Here is a 17,272-nt window from a genome sequence, read left to right on the forward strand (position 1 = left end):
AAATATCCATATTGAAAACATCAAAAGGAATTCATTATGCGTCTTTCCGAAAGGTTTGTCGACAATTGCATTCTGATCAATTCCAAGAGCACGTCCAAGGAAGAAGTCTTGAACGAGCTGGTGGATACGCTCTGCAGTGCCTACAAATTGGAACACCGCGACGAAATTTTCGATGCCGTATGGACTCGCGAACAGAGCCGTTCTACCGGTATCGGTTGCGGACTGGCAGTCCCCCATGCCAAGATTGACTGTGTGGACCGCATGTGCATGGCCGCCGCCACTATCGAGGCTGGCCTGGATTTCGCTTCTTTTGACGGAGAACCGGTTTACCTGATCATCCTGATCGTAAGCCCCGGCAACACCGTAGGCCCCCACCTGAAGGCTCTCTCCTCCGTAAGCCGTCTTCTGGCCGACGGTGGCGTCCGCAAGGACCTCATCGCCTCCAAGGACCCGGCAGAATTCCTGACCATTCTCCGCGCTGCCGAGGACAAATACCTCTAATCCCCTTGACAACCTAGAAAAAGTTTTCTATAATTGCGCCTACCTCGGACGGTTAGCTCAGTTGGTTTAGAGCGCTGCTTTCACACGGCAGAGGTCACTGGTTCAAATCCAGTACCGTCCACTAAAAAAGATCCCATTCAACGGGGTCTTTTTTGTTTAGGACCATTTTTTGTTATTTTGTCACCATTCAACGCAACTATTCAAGTTCCAAGAGCATCTAAAAGGCATGATCAATACCAAAGTCCTCATTTCTGCATTCCTTACGACAGCCGCCCTCGCAACGGCGACTTTTGCCGAAAGCACCTGGACATTGGAGGACTGCCTCAAGCAAGCCAAGAAGGCCAGCCTCAAACTGGAATCCGCTAAGCTCCGGGAACAATCTGCCGACATCTCTATCAAGCAGGCCAAGACGGGTAACTACCCCACCGTGAGCGCAAATATCCAGAACACGCTCTACGACCACCCCTTTGTCTACAACGAGGACCATTACCGCCTGAACCTCGGTATTTCCGGTTCCTACACCCTGTGGGACGGCGGCGCCACCAGCCTGAATGTGGAATCCAAGACGCTCACTAAAGAAGCGACGGCACTTGCCACCCAGCAGACCGAACGCAGCGTACAAGAAAGCGTCCTGAACGCCTACATGAGCCTATTGGCCGCCAGCGAGAACCTTCGTACCGCCGACGCCTCGGTGGAACTGGCCCAGGCCGAATTCGAACACTACAGCAAGCTTTACGAAGCGGGCTCCATTACCAAGAAGGACCTGACCCAGTCCCAGTCCAACGTGCTGCAAAAGCAGACGTCGCAACTCACGGCCCAGCTTTCGGTAAGCACCGCCAAGACCACCCTCAGGCAGCTTCTGGAACTGGAAGACAACGCCGAATTCCAGGTGGTCGCCCCCGAAACCAATATCGAAAGCCCCGATTCCCTTGAACCGCTGCCCACCTACGAACAGCTCAAGGCCGACGCCCAGAACGCCCACCCCGGACTGAAATCCGACAGCGTATCGGTCCGCGCCGCCCAGAAGAACACCCAGGTCGCCGGCAAGGGCAGCTCCATTACCGTGACCCTCGGCGCCAATTCCAGCACGGGCTTGCAGGCCTGGCAATCCAAGGCCTACAAGGACCAGCTCAAGTACGGCTGGCAGAATTCCATCACGCTGGGCATCAACATTCCCATTATCGATGGCGGTGCCACCACAAACAAGGTCCTGCAGGCCCAGGTCAGCGAGACTGAATCCCAGGTGAGCCTCAAGGAAGACTTGAAGACCCTCGAAAACAATCTCGAAAAACTTTACCTGAACGCCATGAGCGCCGACATGCAGTGGAAGGCCGCAATCCTCCAGGTGCAGGCCGAAGCCGAAGCACTCACCGTGGCCGAAGAACAGCGCAACGCCGGCGCCCTTACCTATACGGATTTCCTGGCCCAGAAGAACAACCTGGAAAAAGCCAGAATCACTCTCACCAACGCCAAGTACACCAGCCTGCTTTCCCGCAAGCTGCTGGATCTTTACCAGGGCAAGTTGGATTAATCAGTTCCGGTCAAAACGGAATACGTGGCGGTTGTAGCTGGAAGTCAGCAAATAGCACTTGTCTTCTTGCACCGTCATGAACATGTTCACAAGGTACATGCGCAAGTCCGTTACACGTTGTTCAAAATCGGTCAAGTCCATCAGCACGCCGTCATCCTTGATTACCAGCGTAATGTCTCCGGGTTTCAGGTTCACGTCGATTTCGACAAAGACCTTCCTTTTCTTGTTCCGTTCGTAAATCACCATTCCCAGTTCTTCCAGAATCAGCATGGCCTTGATTCGAACGTCCGAGCTGACGCTGCGGCGAGTCAACAGTTTGCTGAACTTGTTACGGTAGGCAATCAGGTTCCCGGGAGTAAGCTCCATGTCATGCATGTGCCAATAATTGCCGATGGAAAATTCCTTCAGTTCCAGCGGGAAATGTTCCCAGCCATGAATCAGCAGATGAATACAGATGCTTAAGGCCAGCGCCGCAAAGGGAGCCACGCCGAAACCGCCCCACAGGGCACCATCGCCAAGGCAGACATGAATGCCGACCACGCTGGCAAAGGGGCAAACGAACATCACCAAAGAAATAAAGAGGAACGAGAGCAGGGGCAGTTCATGCACGTGGTAACAGGCGTAAGTCTTGACCACGGCCAGCGGGAAAAGGCCCACAGCGCAAGCCCTGATTGCAAACGTGGCCTCACCGGCCAGGGGTTCGGAATGGATACCGAAAAGCCGGGTCAAGGCGGGAGCAAAGATCAAGAGGAACGCCGTAACCAGCAAGCCTTCCTTAAGAATCGACCAGTTGACAAACCTCATGGTCTGCAAGATTCCCTTGCCGTTCCTTTCGCCACGGTAAATGTTGATGAGGGGTTCAGCGGCAAGCCAAATGCCGTTGAAGATGACACTCACCTCCACAATTTCGTACACAATGGAAAGCACGGTCAGCTTGTCCGTACCGAAATGCTGGACGAAGTAGAAATTCAACAGGGCCGCAAGCAACGAGAAATAAAGGTACTCGCAGGCTTCCGCCATGCTAAAGCGGAAAGTCCGCGCCGCATCGGCAATCTTGAAATGCCATACAAACCGGAGGCTGTTGTTCTTCCTGAAAAAATGCATGCAGAGCACGGCAATGCTAAGCACCACCGAAAGCAGGGTGCCAAGCGCAATCCCCGACATGCCCATGCGGGTACAGAGCAGGCACGAGAGCACGATGTTTCCGCCAAGGAGCACGGCGTAAGAGGCATTGCAAACCCTGGTATCGCCATCGGCAAAGATCATCTCTTGCAAGACATTGCAAAAGGGCATGAAAAAGGCTATTCCCAGGAACCAGCCGTAGAATTCGTCTACATATTGCAACAGCTCCGGATCCACGTTCATAAAGCGGAACATGACGCCCTTTCCAAAAGCGAAGAGAATCACCATCAACGTTCCCACCAGGAACGACAACAGGATGCTCTGACCGAAGAACCTGTTCGCGCGGTCCCTGTTCATGCGGCCAAGCTCTATGGAATAGCAAGCCAGGCTCCCCACGGCCACAAGGGCGTTCAGGAAAAAGATAAAGGAGAACAGGGGCGAAAAGAAGGAGATGGAAGCCAGCGCCTTTTCACCAAGGAACTGGGCAGCGACAATCTTATCCACAAAGACATTGGCGATTTCGGCACAAACCGAAATCGATGCCGTCATGAGCATGGCGCGAAACCGCTTCCCGGAGAATGTCTTTTTAATAAGCATCTTCATCTAATTTAACAAAAAAAGGGCAAATTCCAAAAATAAACACCGGATGTTGCGCCCCTGAAACAGCGGGCGTTTCTTTTTGCATTGCCTTGGCGGAAACAACCCGTTTTGGCATCAAGGCACCCAAATTCAAAAGTTGGCACGCCTTTTGCTATTAAGGGGGTGTAAACAAAAACAGGGCGCCAAGCCAAGGCAAACTACCAAAGCTCGGGCCCACAACCAAAAGAGGTTAAAATTATGACACAGCTTTTCCCGAACACTTTCTACGGCATCCAGAACTTCCTTGACAACTTGAACGCAGCCAACGCCCAGAACGAATGCTGCTACACCCCCAAGGCCGACTACTACGAAGTCGAAAACGGCTTCATGCTCGAAGTCGAAATCCCGGGCGTCAAGAAGGAAGATTTGGACGTCCAGGTCGAAAAGAACATCATCACCGTCAAGGCAACCCGTGCCCGCAAGGATGGCAAGTTCACCTACGAACGTAGCTTCCGCCTGGCCGACGACATTGACACCGAAAACATCAAGGTCAGCCTCGAAAACGGTGTTTTGTCCTTCAACTTGGCCAAAAAGCAGCAGGCTGCCGCCCGCAAATTGACCATCGAATAAGGAGCAAAAACCCAAAAATTCGTGTAAAAACTTTATTTTTTCATCATACTCCTTCCCCAAAAAGGCCCCGAAAGGGGTCTTTTTGTGTAAAAAAATTGTTATGGATATATTGTCAACGGCACGATAAACTAAATTAACAGCATTCCTTACACAGGAATATATTTTTGGGGTCGGAAGGAGTTTGGGGCAAATTGGGTTTATTGACCAAAAAGGAGTAAGTATGGGTAAATCATTTTCCGCGCTGCTTTCTGCAGCATTTCTTGCCACGATGTGTGGCACCGCTTCCGCTTATACTTTGAAGGGCACCGTCACCGCTAGTAGCGACGGCAAGGCCATTCAAGACGCAGACGTGAAGCTTCTCAAGAGAAACAAGGCTACTACCACTGATGAACAGGGTAAGTTCACCTTTGAAGAAGCAACGACGCATTTAAACGCTGCCCGTAGTGCAGGAAGCTTCAGCATGCACAACGGCGTCTTGAACTTCGCCCAGAACGGTAACTCCCCCGTACAGGTCAAGATTTTCGACATGTTCGGCAACCAGGTTTTCGCCCAGACCTTCCAAGGTGCAGGCACCGTAGACCTGAATTCCGTCATCGAGGCACAGGGTACCTACATGGCCCGCGTCAAGCTGGGTTCCACCCAGGAAACATTCCGTTTTAACGCCTCCGGCAATTTCTCGGGCTATGTCAAGCAGAACCGCCAGGCCCTCTTGAAACTGGACAGCGACGCAGACACCTTGAGCATTGCAAAAGAAGGCTACGATAGCCTCAAGATATTCCTCCCTACCCTCGACACAACGCTGAACATCAAGCTTAACGAAGTCGTTTCCGAACAGACGTATGCTTTCGGTTACGCCCTCGGCAACACCCCGCGCCCGAGTAAGGGTTGCGGCAAGGCATCTTCCTTGAAGTCCAACAGAAAAGTCGAAAACGGCGAACAGTTCTCTCTTAACGTTGGCGGAAAGAACCGTACGTTCTTCATCACCTTGCCGAAGAACTACGACAACACCAAGCCCCACAAGCTTCTTATTGCAAACCACTGCATGGGCTCCAAGGCAGAAGACTTCGTACACCATTCTCCGGACTACGACCATCCGACTCCGTACTATGGCCAGCAGCAACTGGATAAGAACGGCGACTACATCTTCGTAGCCCCGCAGGGTAACGATAACGGTACATGGAACGGAAAGGATGACCACCAGTTTGTCGACGAAATGATTACCACGATGTTCGACAACTACTGCGTCGACACCACCCGCGTGTTCGCAACAGGTTTCAGCTTCGGCGCCATGTTCACGAACTCCCTCGCTCAGGACATGCAGGAAAGGCTTCGCGCTGTCGCCGTCTATGCAGTCGCAGACTACAACATTTGGCTCCCGAGTGCAGGAACGGGCCGCTATGACGCAAAGGACTTGCCGATTGCCTGGATGCTCGTGCACGGTAAAGGCGACGGCACCTGTGACTACAACCGCGCAAAGAACAGCGCCCTCCCGAGAATCCTGAAGAGGAACGGCAAGGCCGACGCCAACGGAAAATTCACTGACGCAAGCAGCGAAAAGCCCGAAGAAATCGGCAACAACCAAGCCGGACACGTCTGTTACGACTTCAAGAACGTCGATCCGCGTTTCCCGGTAAAGTTCTGTAGCTGGAACGGTCCTCACCGCTGGCCGGCTCACGACGAAGGCGATTACAGCAATTACAATAGCAACAGCTGGAACAAGTCCTGGGTTCCGCAGACCGTCCACGAATTCTTCGAACAGTTCTAAGAATCTTTCCTACACACACTCCAACCTCGAAAGCCCTCCGTTCGGAGGGCTTTCTTTATATAACCGCTCGCGCCCAATCATACTAAGTACGTCCCCCGAGCGCTCGCTCTCGCAACAGCCCCAGCTTAACGCTTGGGGCTTTTTGCTCACACATGACCGCTCGGCTCTATCGCTAAAAAAAGTGATATCGCAAAAAAAAGCTCGCTTAAAAAGCGAGCTCAAAATGAACAAAGAAAAAATCAAATAGTCAAACTAGATGAGTTTTTCAACGCGGGAACAGAGGGATTCTGCCTCTTCTGCGGAAGGAGCTTCGGCAATCACGCGAATCACCGGTTCCGTATTGCTGGCGCGCACATGCACCCAGGACTTTTCCTTACCGAGCCACAGGCCGTCACGTTCATCCATATCCCAGCCGGCGAATTCTGCCTTCACCTTCGGCAAGATTTCAGCCACGGACTTGTTGCCAAGTTCGAACTTTTTCTTGGGCATGGCATAGGACGGATTTTCAGCCACGAACTTTTCCGGGCCACCATTGTGATGGGCCATCCAGCTGAGCACGAGAGCGGCAGCCACCAAGGAATCGCGGCCATAGTGCAGGGCCGGGAGAATCACGCCTCCGTTTCCTTCGCCACCGATAACGCAGCCCTTTTCGATCATTTGCAGGCTCACGTTAATTTCGCCCACCTTAGCACGGCTAAATTCGCAGCCGTACTTTTCGGCCACATCCTGGTTCATGCGGCTGGTAGAAAGGTTCACGCAGACGCCTCCCTTCTTCTGGCTAAGCACTTCTTCGGTGGCAATGGCCAGCGTATATTCTTCACCGATACTTTGTCCTAAACCATCGACGAGGGCGCAGCGGTCCGCATCGGGGTCAACGGCAAAACCGACGGCACAGCCGTTTTCCTTCACGGCCTTGCGGAGGTCACCCAAGTTTTCAGGAATGGGTTCGGCGCCGCGGGGGAAGGTTCCATCAGGTTCGCAATGCACACGTACCACACTACAACCAAGTTGTTCCAACAAACGAGGTACAATGTAAGACCCTGCACCGTTCACGGCATCTACAGCCACCTTGAAATGCTTGGCCTTGATGGCTTCCACGTCTACAAAAGGAATCTTCAGGGTGCCATCCACATGCACGCCGTCGGCATCCTTCATGAACTCGTACTTGCCCATGTTACGGTAGTCGGGATAATCAAAGTTGTCGGCATCGGCGAGTTCGAACAACTTCTTGACATCGGCGGGACCAAGGAACAAGCCCTTGTTATTCAAGAACTTGAGAGCGTTCCATTCAAGCGGATTGTGGCTTGCCGTAATGATAATGCCGGCATCGGCCTTCAGTTCGGTGGTAAGGATTTCCACAGAGGGCGTCGTAGAAAGGCCCACTTCAACCACGTCTACGCCAGAAAGGCGGCAAATGCCCGCCACGAACTGGCTAATGGCATCACCGGTCGGGCGGCTGTCGCGACCGATAACCACGCGCTTGGCGCCTGTAATCTGCAAGAAGGCGCTCACATGACTCTTTAAAACCTTGGGGGTAAGGGTATCGCCCACGATTCCGCGAATACCCGAAATAGAACGCATTAGCTTGGACATTGGAAACTCCGTTTTTTACCCTAATTATAAAAAAATTTAGGGCCACCCCTCCTTTTTTGTACACAAATTATAAACTTTTGGCATTTTTTTGATTATATTAAGGAAGGGGATCTTTATGGAACAGACTTTTGAACTGACAGCGGTTTATGCCACAAACATTTTCGGCATAGTCCTACTTGGCATTTTGCTAGCAGGCAGCATTTGGCGGTTTAAAGAAAGAAGTTCCGAAAACGCATACCTCCAGCTACTGTTACTCTTTACGTTCTGCACTTGCGTATTGGACCCCATCGCCTACACCGCCGACGGCCGCCTCGGAACCATCGCCCGCATATTCGTTTACGGCAGCAATGACCTTCTGTACCTCACCAACATGTTCAGTTGTTTTTTCTGGCTTCTGTTCCTTGCCGAACACCTGAACTTCCACTTTTCAATAGCCCACCGCAACGTTCTAGGCTTTACCATCGTCCTTGGGCTCGTACTCGTCATACTCAACAACTTCGTCCCGATTATTTTTGACGTTTCCGCGAACAACGTCTATACACGCAGATACTTCTGGATTTACACCATCATCGATTACGGCCTCTTGGTGGACAGCCTTGTCATCTACTTCATCTGCAAGCACAAGGGTGGCCCCCTCAAATCGTTCCCTATCTGGATTTTCTTTTTCCCGATTATAGCAGGCACAATCGCCCAATCGCTCTTTTACGGCATTTCCACCATTTCTTCGTGCACGGCAATTGCAATTGCTGGATTGTTCTCGTCAATCCATGGTGAACTCGCCTTTAGGGACAAGCTCACCAACGTTTACAATTACGCCTACCTGGCAAACCTTGGGCGCGATTACAAGAAAAAGAAAGACCTGCATGTTACAGGCATTCTCGTAAACATCAACGGTTTCAAAAAAATCAACCTGGATTACGGAAGGGTTGTCGGAAACAAGGTCCTTGTCAAGATGACAAAAATCCTGAATCGGGCCGTGGGAGAATTGGGTCTCATCGTTCGCTATTCAAGCGACGAATTCATCGCCTTCATCAACACCACCAACGAAATGGCCGTAAGCATGTGCATTACGCGCATCAAGTCGAGCCTGAACGAAATCAACACCTTCAGCAATTCCTACAAGCTTTCTACCTGCATTTGCAGCCAAAGCTACGATCCTTCCAAGAGCATGGAAGATTTCATCGACGATATCACAAGGTCCATGCAAGAAGAAAAGACCAGCTATTACACGCAGCTGCAATATAACCGCCGCGACAACATCTAGTTTTTTTGAGCATCATTCGGGCTACTTCAGAGCAGCCTTTATTTCTTCGACAGAATTGACAACAGTCTGCTTGTTGTTCCAGATGCGGGCGAAGCTCTTGCCGTAGTGTTCGACCACAATGCGGTTATCCAGAATCAGCACCTTGCCCGAGTCTTCTTCGGAACGGATCAGGCGGCCAAGCCCCTGACGCAATTCCATGTAGGCTTCGGGTACAAAGTATTCCTTGAAGGCGTTCTTGCCTTCGGCCTTCATCTTGTTGCTGATGCCGGCCACCAGCGGATCCACCGGGTTGGGGAATGGCAACTTCGGAATCACCAGGAGCTTAAGGGCATCGCCCGGGAAGTCGACGCCTTCCCACAGGCTCTGGCAACCCAGCAGGCATGCGCCACGGGACTTGCGGAACATGGCCACGAGACCATCCAGGGAGCCGTCCACGTGCTGGCACAGGAGCAGCTTGTTCTTTTCGGCAAACAGCGGAGCCAAGGCGGCCTGTGCCTTCATCATCGCAGAAATGCTGGTAAAGAGCACCATGGTGTTTTCTTCCACTTCCGGGAGTACCGCACAGAGGGTCTCGTTTACGGCATCGTTGTATTCAGGGAGCGAGGGCTTGGGCAGATACTTGGCCAAAATGACAGAACGACGTTCGTCCTTGTTCGCAACCTCGGTATAGACTCGCAAGAAGGGAGTCTTCTTGCCGCCCAGCGAATCCATGCCCATCTTTTGCACGAAGTAGCTCAAGTCGCCCTGCACCGAAAGGGTGGCCGAAGTAAAGGTGGCAGACTTGATCCAGGGATAGAACTTTTCTTTCCAGGTGGTGCTTGCATCCAGCGGACTTGCATGGAGCTTGATGGTATGGGGATTGAAGGGCTCTTCCATATAGAAGGCCCAATCATCGCGACCCGCCTTCACAACAAATTCAAAGTCCTGCAAGAAGCGGGAAAGTTCCGTCATGCGACCGTTAATGTCGCTCAAGAGGCCCGAAAGGTTCTTGTCGGCGGCAAGGGACGAAGCCAGGTTCTCTGTCTGCTTGATAGCGTTCAGGCCCTGGTCCATAAAGGTGGCGGGGTCGGCTTCGTATTCGGCCATAATGCCCGAAGTGTAGGTAAAGCCGTTGCGGGTATTTTTCTGCTTGGAAAGCTTCTTGCCGATTTTCATGAAGAATCGGTGCAAGGCCTTTTCCGTTTCCGACAAGGATTCGGTCAGGTTCACGCAGCTTGCGTGGAGTTCCGTTTCTTCCACGGGAATATGCTTTTCCAGTTCGGCCACAAGACCGTCGCGGTTTTCCACTTCGTGGCCCCTGGAAGGAACCAATGTCTTGATAATGTTGCGCAGGGCGAAGAAAGAAATGGTACGGCCAAGGGCCTGGCGGCTCACCTGCGGAAGCCTATGGGCTTCGTCGAATACGATGTGTTCGTACAGCGGGAGCAGCGCAAAGTCCAGTGCCATGTCCGCCAGGAACAGGGAATGGTTCACCAGCACCAAGTTGGAATTCATGGCGCGGCGCTTGGCGGCGAGTGCTGGGCACTTGTTGTAATGGGGGCACTTTTCGCCCAGGCAAGATTTTGCAGAACTTGCCAGCTTGGACCAGAGCACGCGATTGCGGCCCTGGCTAAAGGAATTGCATTCGTTCACGTCGCCGGTTTCAGTAGCGAACCCCCAGGGCACAATGGCCATGAAGGAATCCCGCTCGTCGGCAAGCAGCAGGTTCTGCGGAGCCTTCAGGATTTCTTCGAACTTGCGCAGGCACAGGTAGTTTTCGCGGCCCTTGAGTACGGCAGATTTCAACTTGCCGTCGAACAGGCTTGCCACCAGCGGAATATCCTTGTTCCAGAGCTGTTCCTGCAGTGCCCGGGTCGCGGTGCTTATGACCACTCGCTCCCCCGACACCGCCTTGCAGGCAGCCGACACCAGGTAGGCAAGGGACTTGCCCGAACCGGTAGGAGCTTCCAAAACGCAGAGGCCGCCCTTATGCATATTGCGTTCCGCCACCGAGGCAAAATCCTGCTGGTTGTGGCGGGCCTGGTAATTTTCCACCTTGGTAGAAAGGAGACCGTCTTCTTTAAAGAACTCGCTCACCCGGGGCGCACGCTCTTTCACGGGAGCGTTTTCAAGAGGAACGTCCGGCAGCCTGTAGGCCGGCAACTCGGAAGCAGTCTCCGACTCCTTCCACAGCAGCGACCAGTCCGAACCCCTGGCCACCTTCGACAGGGCATCCACAAGCCACGGGTCCGAACTTGCAATCTTGTCCAGCGCCATCACAAACAGTTCGCCACACGCAATGGCATCGGGCAAGGCGCGGTGCGCGCGGCTCCGTTCAATGCCCAGTTCCTGCACCAGGGTATCCAGGCGATGGTTCGGCACGTTCTGGTAGGCAATGCGGGAAACCGTCAGGGAATCCCACACCGGATGGTTTTCAAAAGAAATGCCCACCTTGGCAAAAGTCTGCTTCAGGAACTTGGAATCGAACATGGCATTGTGGGCCACAATAGGCAAGTCCCCGATAAAGGAATAAATCTTCTGGGCCACGGCGGCAAAGGGTTCCGCCGTTTCCAGGTCAGCGTTGCTAATGCCCGTAAGGCTTTCGATAAAGGGGCGGAGCGTCACACTCGTCGGCTTAACCAAGTAATCGACCGATTCCGACTCCACGCCGTTTTCGAAACGAACCAGCGCCACCTCGATGATTTCATCTTTTTCAAAATCGAGGCCCGTCGTTTCCAGGTCAATTGCAACGAATGATTTATTTTCCATTTGATTCCTCGTAAAACTTTAACCGCTACAAAGCCGGAATATCTTTCACCAAGCTATCCAGGATATTCTCGCCGTTCTTGACCTTGAGCGTATCGCTAATGGCACGCCAGGCAGATCCGTAACGCAGCGGTTCCACAGAACCCGCATCGGGCAAGTCCTTGCCCTCTTCGGGGTAATAATAATCCATCAAGTAGGCGCCTTCCACAAGGTCGTCAAAACTAAAGCTGCCGTCTTCCTTGCAGTGTTCCAGGTAATACTGGTTCGTCTCGGCAGACAGCAGGCGCACCATGGCCTTCGCCTTTGCATTGGGAATCTTTCCGCGAAGCTTGGCGAACTTGAGCTTGCTTACCGTTTCGAACTTCTGCAGCTTCTGGTACTTGAGTTCCACCACCGTATCGCGCTTGCCGGTACTATCGGCCACGGCAAGAGTCGTATCCAGGTAGCCCATCAAGAAATGCACCGTGATGTCCGTATTCCAGGGGGCCGTCTTTTCGACGGCGAAACGCACCGGGTCAAGCTGCTTCACCTGCACCTGGGTCGTATCCTTGTTGATTGCCACATAGAACGTCTGGGTCAGCGAATCCAGCTTGGGCTTGTTGAAATACACAATCAGGGAATCGTCCGGGAAAAGGGTCTTCGCCTTGGAATTGGTCTTTACGCCAGAAACCTTGGGCGCAAGCGTATCCCCTTCCATCTTCTTCCATTCCCATTCCACCTCGTTGCGGAGCGTATCCAGCGGGCGGAACATGGAATCCTTCGCCCCTTCGCACACGAACTTGTACAGCACTTCTCCCTTGGGAGCCGGGTCAAAGTAGAACTGCGGCTTGTTGGTGCTGGCACTCATGTAGACAAGCTTCGGATAAAGCTTCTTGTTCTCGGGCGAAGTCAAGTGGCAGTTTGCCGTATCCGCAAAGGCAGAATCAAAATACACGCTACGGGTAAAGCTTGCCTCCAGCACATTGGCGAAAGGCTGGCTCACCGATTCCAGTTCCAGCTTGGTGGTATCCATGTCGGCCACCGCAATCCACAGGGTATCGGCGGTTTCAGCCGTCAAATTCAGGTCAGCCGTCCAGAGGCCCACCTGTTCGGTAGAAAGCTCGATTTTCTGGTTTCCGTTTCCGTCCACAAAGGCGACCACGCGATAATGCCCCGCCTTCAGGCCCGTCAGCGTAAAATGGCCGGCGCTGTCGGCACGGGTCACGTACAGGGGCGGTTCCTTCAACAGCTGCGGATCCTTGCTGATTTCCTTGGTGGTCGTGTCGCGATACTTTTCGAGGTAATGCCTGGAAGCGCGTTCTTCACCCAGCAAGAACAGACCGATACTGGGGAACTCCTTCTTGCGGGCCATGGCCTGGTTTACCAGCACCCGGCCAGAGACCGTCAGGGAATCGATAACGGAACCTGTCGAGAACACCACCTGGAAGGGCTTTGCCAAGGCGTTGCCGTGCAAGTCCTTGATACCGCCCGCAAAGGTAATGGTGTAAGTGGTGCCCGTATCCAGTACCGCCCGGGAAGTCAACACAAGGGACTTTCCGCTCACTTCAAAACGCAGCTTCTTGTCGATAGGCGGCGAAATAGAAACGGCACTGCGGGGAATCGACGCATTAATCCACTCGTCGAATTCCAGCTTCACCATGAGTTCGTTGGGATGGTTCGTCGTATTGGGCGCCGGGTACACTCCCGCCACACGGGGAGGCAGTTTGTCTTCGGGGCCACCGCTAGGCGCCACCTGGGTAGCACAGGCCACAAACAGGGCCGATAGCAGGCCCAGGGAAAGGCTCGCAAATGCCGCACCGTATTTCAACAACGAGAACTTCATTAATCGATCATCTGGATAATCTTGCCGAGGCGTCCCCAGCGAATGCGGAACGGAAGCCTCCACCAAGTAAAGGGATTCTTCAGGGCAAAGGCTTCGTCGTCATTTTCGAAGGAGAAGTAAATCACGAAAGCCTTGGCGCGGATATTGCGGAGCGAAACAAAGCCCCAGTAACGGCTGTCGGCGGAATTGTCGCGGTTGTCGCCCATCATAAAGAACTGGGGAGTCTTCACCACGTAGCTTTCGATAGGCTTGCCACCCACCAGCAACCGGCGGCGGATTTCAAACTTGGACTTTGCCGGGGCATCCAGGGTATCGCCTGCAATGCCTTCCACGGTAGCAGCGCCATCTTGAGGAGCGTCCACCTCGACGAGTTCCACGGTACCGGCGTTGTCTTCTTCGGCCTGGTTCAACAAGGCCACGTTACCTTCCAGGTCTCTCAGCAAAGAACCTTCAAAGGCCATGTAGCTCACCGGGCGCATAAAGCCACCCTGAAGGTTCGGGTCGATCATGGGCAAATAGGCCATGCGCGAAAGTTCCTTGAAGTACGCAAAGGACATCAGGCCCGAAATGGTATCGCCCTGGGTAAGGCGCTGTTGCAGCACCGTGCGGTTCCTGCGGAAGAATTCATTCAGCGCAAGGCCGCGGTCATTTTCCACCGGAATCTTGAATTCTTCGAAGTCGTAATTGTCAATCTCGACGGAATCCTTCCACAGCGAAATATCCAGTTCCACCGTTTCGTCAGGATTTTCCTGTGCCACCAGGGAACGCAGCCACCACAACTTTTCCAGCGGCATGTCGCTTACCGTAAAGCTGTCGCCCACCGACGGCACCACGAATTCTTCCCGTTCGTCGCGGGGCGAGAAAGTACGGGCAGCAGCCGTGTACTTGCCGCGGCCGGGCAAGGTACTCTGCATTTCGCCATTCACAAAAAGACGACCCTTGTGTACAACCACCGTATCGCCACTTACAGCCACGCAACGCTTGATATAGTCCTTCGGACCATCGGCGTAATGGATCAAGTGGGGCTGACCGGCCTTAGGTTCATGATCCCAGTAGAGGTTCCCGAACATCAGGGCGTTAAACAAGTGAGTATAACGCTGCGGATTGCCATCGGGGTATTCCGGCTCGCCGGGGTAACGGAAAATCACCACGTCGCCCTTGGCAGGGTACGCATAACCGGGGAATTTCTGGTTGCTAAAGGGAATCGGAGAGCCGTAAGTGAACTTGAGGCCCAGCAAAAAGTCTCCCGTATGCAAGGTGTCTTCCATGGACCCGCTCGGAATCTGGAAGGCCTGAATCACATACTGAATCACGATCAAGGCCAACGCCACCGGTACAATGATTTCCCGGAGCAGGCCTTTTACAAACTTTTTCCACGCCATCGGCTGTTTATCTTTTTCCATAAAAATCCGAATAAAAAAATTCAGATAAAATTTAAAAAATTAGATCCTTCGGCGCGTTTCACTTGCTCAGGATGACACAACGCACCGCATCCTTTTACAGCGTTCTAATCTTCTTGACCAGCGAACGACTCACCACCAGCTGGGTCGCCGCCTTGTCGCGGAGCACCATGACCATGCAGCCGGCATCGCCCTTGCGGCATTCAGCAATGTAGTCGATTGCCACAATGTGGGAACGGTGTACACGCGTAAAATGCTTCGGGTCCAGCTTCTTTTCGAGTTCCACAAGCGTCGTATCAATTACATACTGGCCGTTCACGGTGTAAACGGTGGTGTACTTTTCTTCGCTATGGAAACGGATGACTTCGTCAATATTCACAAACACAATGCGGTCGCCCACCTTCACCTGCAAGCGCTGAAGGTAAAGTCCGCTCATGTCCACAAGGTTACGCAACTTTTCCCAATTCAAGTCGGCGGGAATCGTCGTGTCGTCTACCTGCGGAATCGCCTTGCGAAGTTTCTCGATAGAGGCCGCCAAGCGCTCCGGAGCCACCGGCTTCAAAAGATAGTCCACCGTATTTTCTTCGAAGGCCTTCAATGCAAAATTATCGAAAGCCGTCGTGAAAATCACCAGGGGAACATCGTCGCCCTGCAGGGAGTGCAGCACTTCGAAAGCATCCATGTCAGGCATCTGGATATCCAGAAACACCACATCGGGCATCATCTCGTGTATCATCTTGACGGCCTGCGCACCGGAACCGGCCTCTCCCAAAATCTCGATTTCAGAAGAATAGGGTTCCAACAGCGAAATCATGCGCTTGCGGGCAAGCGGTTCGTCGTCAATTACAAGAGCGGTACACTGCATAGTTACTCCTTGGGCTGTTCTTCCTTTTTAGCCGTATCTGCAGCAGTGGAATCCTTTTCGTTTGCAGTATCCTTTGCGGCAGGCTTCGGCGCCACCTTAAAAATGCGAATCATTTCGGCCTTCATTCCGTCCTTGTCTTCGTACACGGTTCCGGCAGCCGTCATATAATGCAAATTGCCAAACTTGGCACGCTTGAAGTTCCAATGGCCTTTACCGCCTTCGAGCGTCACACGAATCGTGCTGTCCGAAGCAGAATAGGTTCCCTTCAAGGAATCGGTTTCCATGGTATCGCGCAAAATCAACTGAATTGCTTCTACCGAGCTGTCTTCGCCAAGGGTCATGCGAACCATGCGGCTGGTACAATCGTCGCAGGGCAGGCTACCGGAATAAAGTCCCGGAACTTCCTTGGGGATTTCGATAGACGGAAGATTCGGCAGCGGATCCGACTTTGCCTCTTCTTCGCAAGAAGCCATTACCAAAACAGCAAAAAGCGGCAGCACCACTCTTGCAACAGGAGAAACCATAGATTTAAGCATCATCATGGTTTACAATGTAGCAAAAATAACAGCGTTTATATTAAATGCCGCTAGAATAGACAATTCTAAAGCCGATTGTCTGGCTGCGATGTTTGGGGTCTTTCTTCTCGCGTTCACCCGTAGCCAAGGCCGGAGCCTTATCGGACCAGCCACCACCGCGAAGCACCTTGTAGTTTCCTTCGTCAGGACCGCTGTAGTTTTTCTGGGACACCGTCGGGTATGCATAATACCAGTCGTTCACCCATTCGGCCACATTCCCGGCCATATCGTAAAGACCTGCATCGTTGGGGATATATTCGGCCACCTTCGTCGGACCTTTACTTTGTCCATAATAAGCGTACTTGGAGGCCACATCGGTATCCCAGTAATAGGTGGTCAAGGTCCCTGCGCGGGCTGCAATTTCCCATTCCATTTCGGTGGGGAGCCTTACGGATTCGGCAGCATAATTGATGGACAAGCCCACCAGTTCTCCGCCAGCGTTAAGGGATTCGTACACATAAGCCGTATCGAGGCCCACCTTTTTAGAAAGGGCGTTACAGAACAAGGCGGCATCATACCAGCTTACATTGAAAACCGGGTAATCATCCCCTAAGGAATCTTCCTTGGGAATAGCCCCCATGACCTTGCGGTATAAACCCTGGGTCACTTCGGTGGCACCGATGGAATAGGCACTTACCGAGAAAACCACGTCGTTACGGGTGATGCCCATGGCTGAAACGTTCACCATCTCCACCAGTTCAGAAAGGGTCGTAGAATCCTGGGAATCGCCGCCCGGGTTATCCTTGTTGCCGTTCCCCGAATTGCCGCCATTGTCACCGCCATTCAAGCCGGAAGGCGTCATATCCGCAGAATCACCGGTAGCCGTGCAGGCCATCAGGGAGAAAGCGAAAAGCGAAGCTGCAATCAAAGGGGCCAACAT

General features: G+C 52.9%; 14 protein-coding genes and 1 tRNA gene. 6 read left to right on the forward strand and 9 right to left on the reverse strand.

Annotation, left to right across the window (positions count from 1 at the left end):
• Positions 1-36: 36 nt before the first annotated feature.
• From ACJMNB_RS07735 to ACJMNB_RS07745, 3 genes are all read left to right on the forward strand, one after another.
• A complete protein-coding gene (locus tag ACJMNB_RS07735; RefSeq protein ID WP_405340940.1) occupies positions 37-501 on the forward strand; it encodes a PTS sugar transporter subunit IIA in 465 nt (154 codons plus the stop codon).
• Positions 502-547: 46 nt separating this feature from the next.
• Positions 548-622 (forward strand) — tRNA-Val (locus ACJMNB_RS07740).
• A 105-nt stretch (positions 623-727) separates the two neighbouring features.
• A complete protein-coding gene (locus ACJMNB_RS07745; RefSeq protein WP_405340943.1) occupies positions 728-2,032 on the forward strand; it encodes a TolC family protein in 1,305 nt (434 codons plus the stop codon).
• Here the strand turns inward: ACJMNB_RS07745 and ACJMNB_RS07750 are convergent, their stop codons facing one another.
• Both ACJMNB_RS07750 and ACJMNB_RS07755 read right to left on the reverse strand, forming a co-directional pair.
• On the reverse strand, positions 2,033-3,751 hold the full coding sequence (locus tag ACJMNB_RS07750; protein WP_405340946.1) for an MATE family efflux transporter: 1,719 nt from the start codon (positions 3,749-3,751) through the stop codon (positions 2,033-2,035).
• A complete protein-coding gene (locus ACJMNB_RS07755) occupies positions 3,741-3,869 on the reverse strand; it encodes a hypothetical protein (RefSeq protein ID WP_405340949.1) in 129 nt (42 codons plus the stop codon). The genes ACJMNB_RS07750 and ACJMNB_RS07755 overlap by 11 nt, the downstream gene beginning before the upstream one ends.
• A gap of 122 nt (positions 3,870-3,991) precedes the next feature.
• Between ACJMNB_RS07755 and ACJMNB_RS07760 the strand changes: the two genes are divergently transcribed.
• Together ACJMNB_RS07760 and ACJMNB_RS07765 are read left to right on the forward strand one after the other, a co-directional pair.
• Positions 3,992-4,363, forward strand: a complete 372-nt coding sequence (locus tag ACJMNB_RS07760; RefSeq protein WP_405340952.1) for an Hsp20/alpha crystallin family protein — start codon at positions 3,992-3,994, stop codon at positions 4,361-4,363.
• A 220-nt stretch (positions 4,364-4,583) separates the two neighbouring features.
• Positions 4,584-6,128 carry a T9SS type A sorting domain-containing protein gene (locus tag ACJMNB_RS07765; protein WP_405340955.1) on the forward strand — a complete coding sequence of 515 codons (1,545 nt, stop codon included), beginning with the start codon at positions 4,584-4,586 and terminating at the stop codon, positions 6,126-6,128.
• A 252-nt stretch (positions 6,129-6,380) separates the two neighbouring features.
• On the opposite strand, the gene glmM is transcribed toward ACJMNB_RS07765, so the two are convergent.
• Positions 6,381-7,721, reverse strand: a complete 1,341-nt coding sequence (gene glmM / locus ACJMNB_RS07770) for a phosphoglucosamine mutase (protein WP_405340958.1) — start codon at positions 7,719-7,721, stop codon at positions 6,381-6,383.
• A 115-nt stretch (positions 7,722-7,836) separates the two neighbouring features.
• Between glmM and ACJMNB_RS07775 the strand changes: the two genes are divergently transcribed.
• Positions 7,837-8,985 carry a diguanylate cyclase domain-containing protein gene (locus ACJMNB_RS07775; RefSeq protein WP_405340961.1) on the forward strand — a complete coding sequence of 383 codons (1,149 nt, stop codon included), beginning with the start codon at positions 7,837-7,839 and terminating at the stop codon, positions 8,983-8,985.
• 21 nt (positions 8,986-9,006) lie between these two features.
• On the opposite strand, the gene ACJMNB_RS07780 is transcribed toward ACJMNB_RS07775, so the two are convergent.
• The 6 genes from ACJMNB_RS07780 to ACJMNB_RS07805 form a co-directional block, all read right to left on the reverse strand.
• Positions 9,007-11,733 (reverse strand): helicase C-terminal domain-containing protein, encoded by a 2,727-nt coding sequence (locus ACJMNB_RS07780; protein WP_405340964.1) that lies wholly within the window; start codon positions 11,731-11,733, stop codon positions 9,007-9,009.
• Positions 11,734-11,758: 25 nt separating this feature from the next.
• Entirely contained in the window at positions 11,759-13,552 is a 1,794-nt protein-coding gene (locus ACJMNB_RS07785; protein ID WP_405340967.1) for an Ig-like domain-containing domain, read from the reverse strand.
• On the reverse strand, positions 13,552-14,955 hold the full coding sequence (gene lepB, locus ACJMNB_RS07790) for a signal peptidase I (protein ID WP_405340970.1): 1,404 nt from the start codon (positions 14,953-14,955) through the stop codon (positions 13,552-13,554). The genes ACJMNB_RS07785 and lepB overlap by 1 nt, the downstream gene beginning before the upstream one ends.
• Positions 14,956-15,049: 94 nt before the next feature.
• A complete protein-coding gene (locus ACJMNB_RS07795) occupies positions 15,050-15,817 on the reverse strand; it encodes a LytR/AlgR family response regulator transcription factor (protein WP_405340973.1) in 768 nt (255 codons plus the stop codon).
• Between the two features lie 2 nt (positions 15,818-15,819).
• Entirely contained in the window at positions 15,820-16,359 is a 540-nt protein-coding gene (locus ACJMNB_RS07800) for a copper resistance protein NlpE N-terminal domain-containing protein (RefSeq protein ID WP_405340976.1), read from the reverse strand.
• 34 nt (positions 16,360-16,393) lie between these two features.
• The gene (locus ACJMNB_RS07805) at positions 16,394-17,272 is read right to left on the reverse strand and encodes a formylglycine-generating enzyme family protein (protein ID WP_405340979.1); all 879 of its coding nucleotides are present in this window, start codon (positions 17,270-17,272) and stop codon (positions 16,394-16,396) included.

Source organism: Fibrobacter sp. (assembly GCF_045131395.1).
In the GTDB taxonomy this organism is placed as follows: Bacteria; Fibrobacterota; Fibrobacteria; order Fibrobacterales; family Fibrobacteraceae; genus Fibrobacter.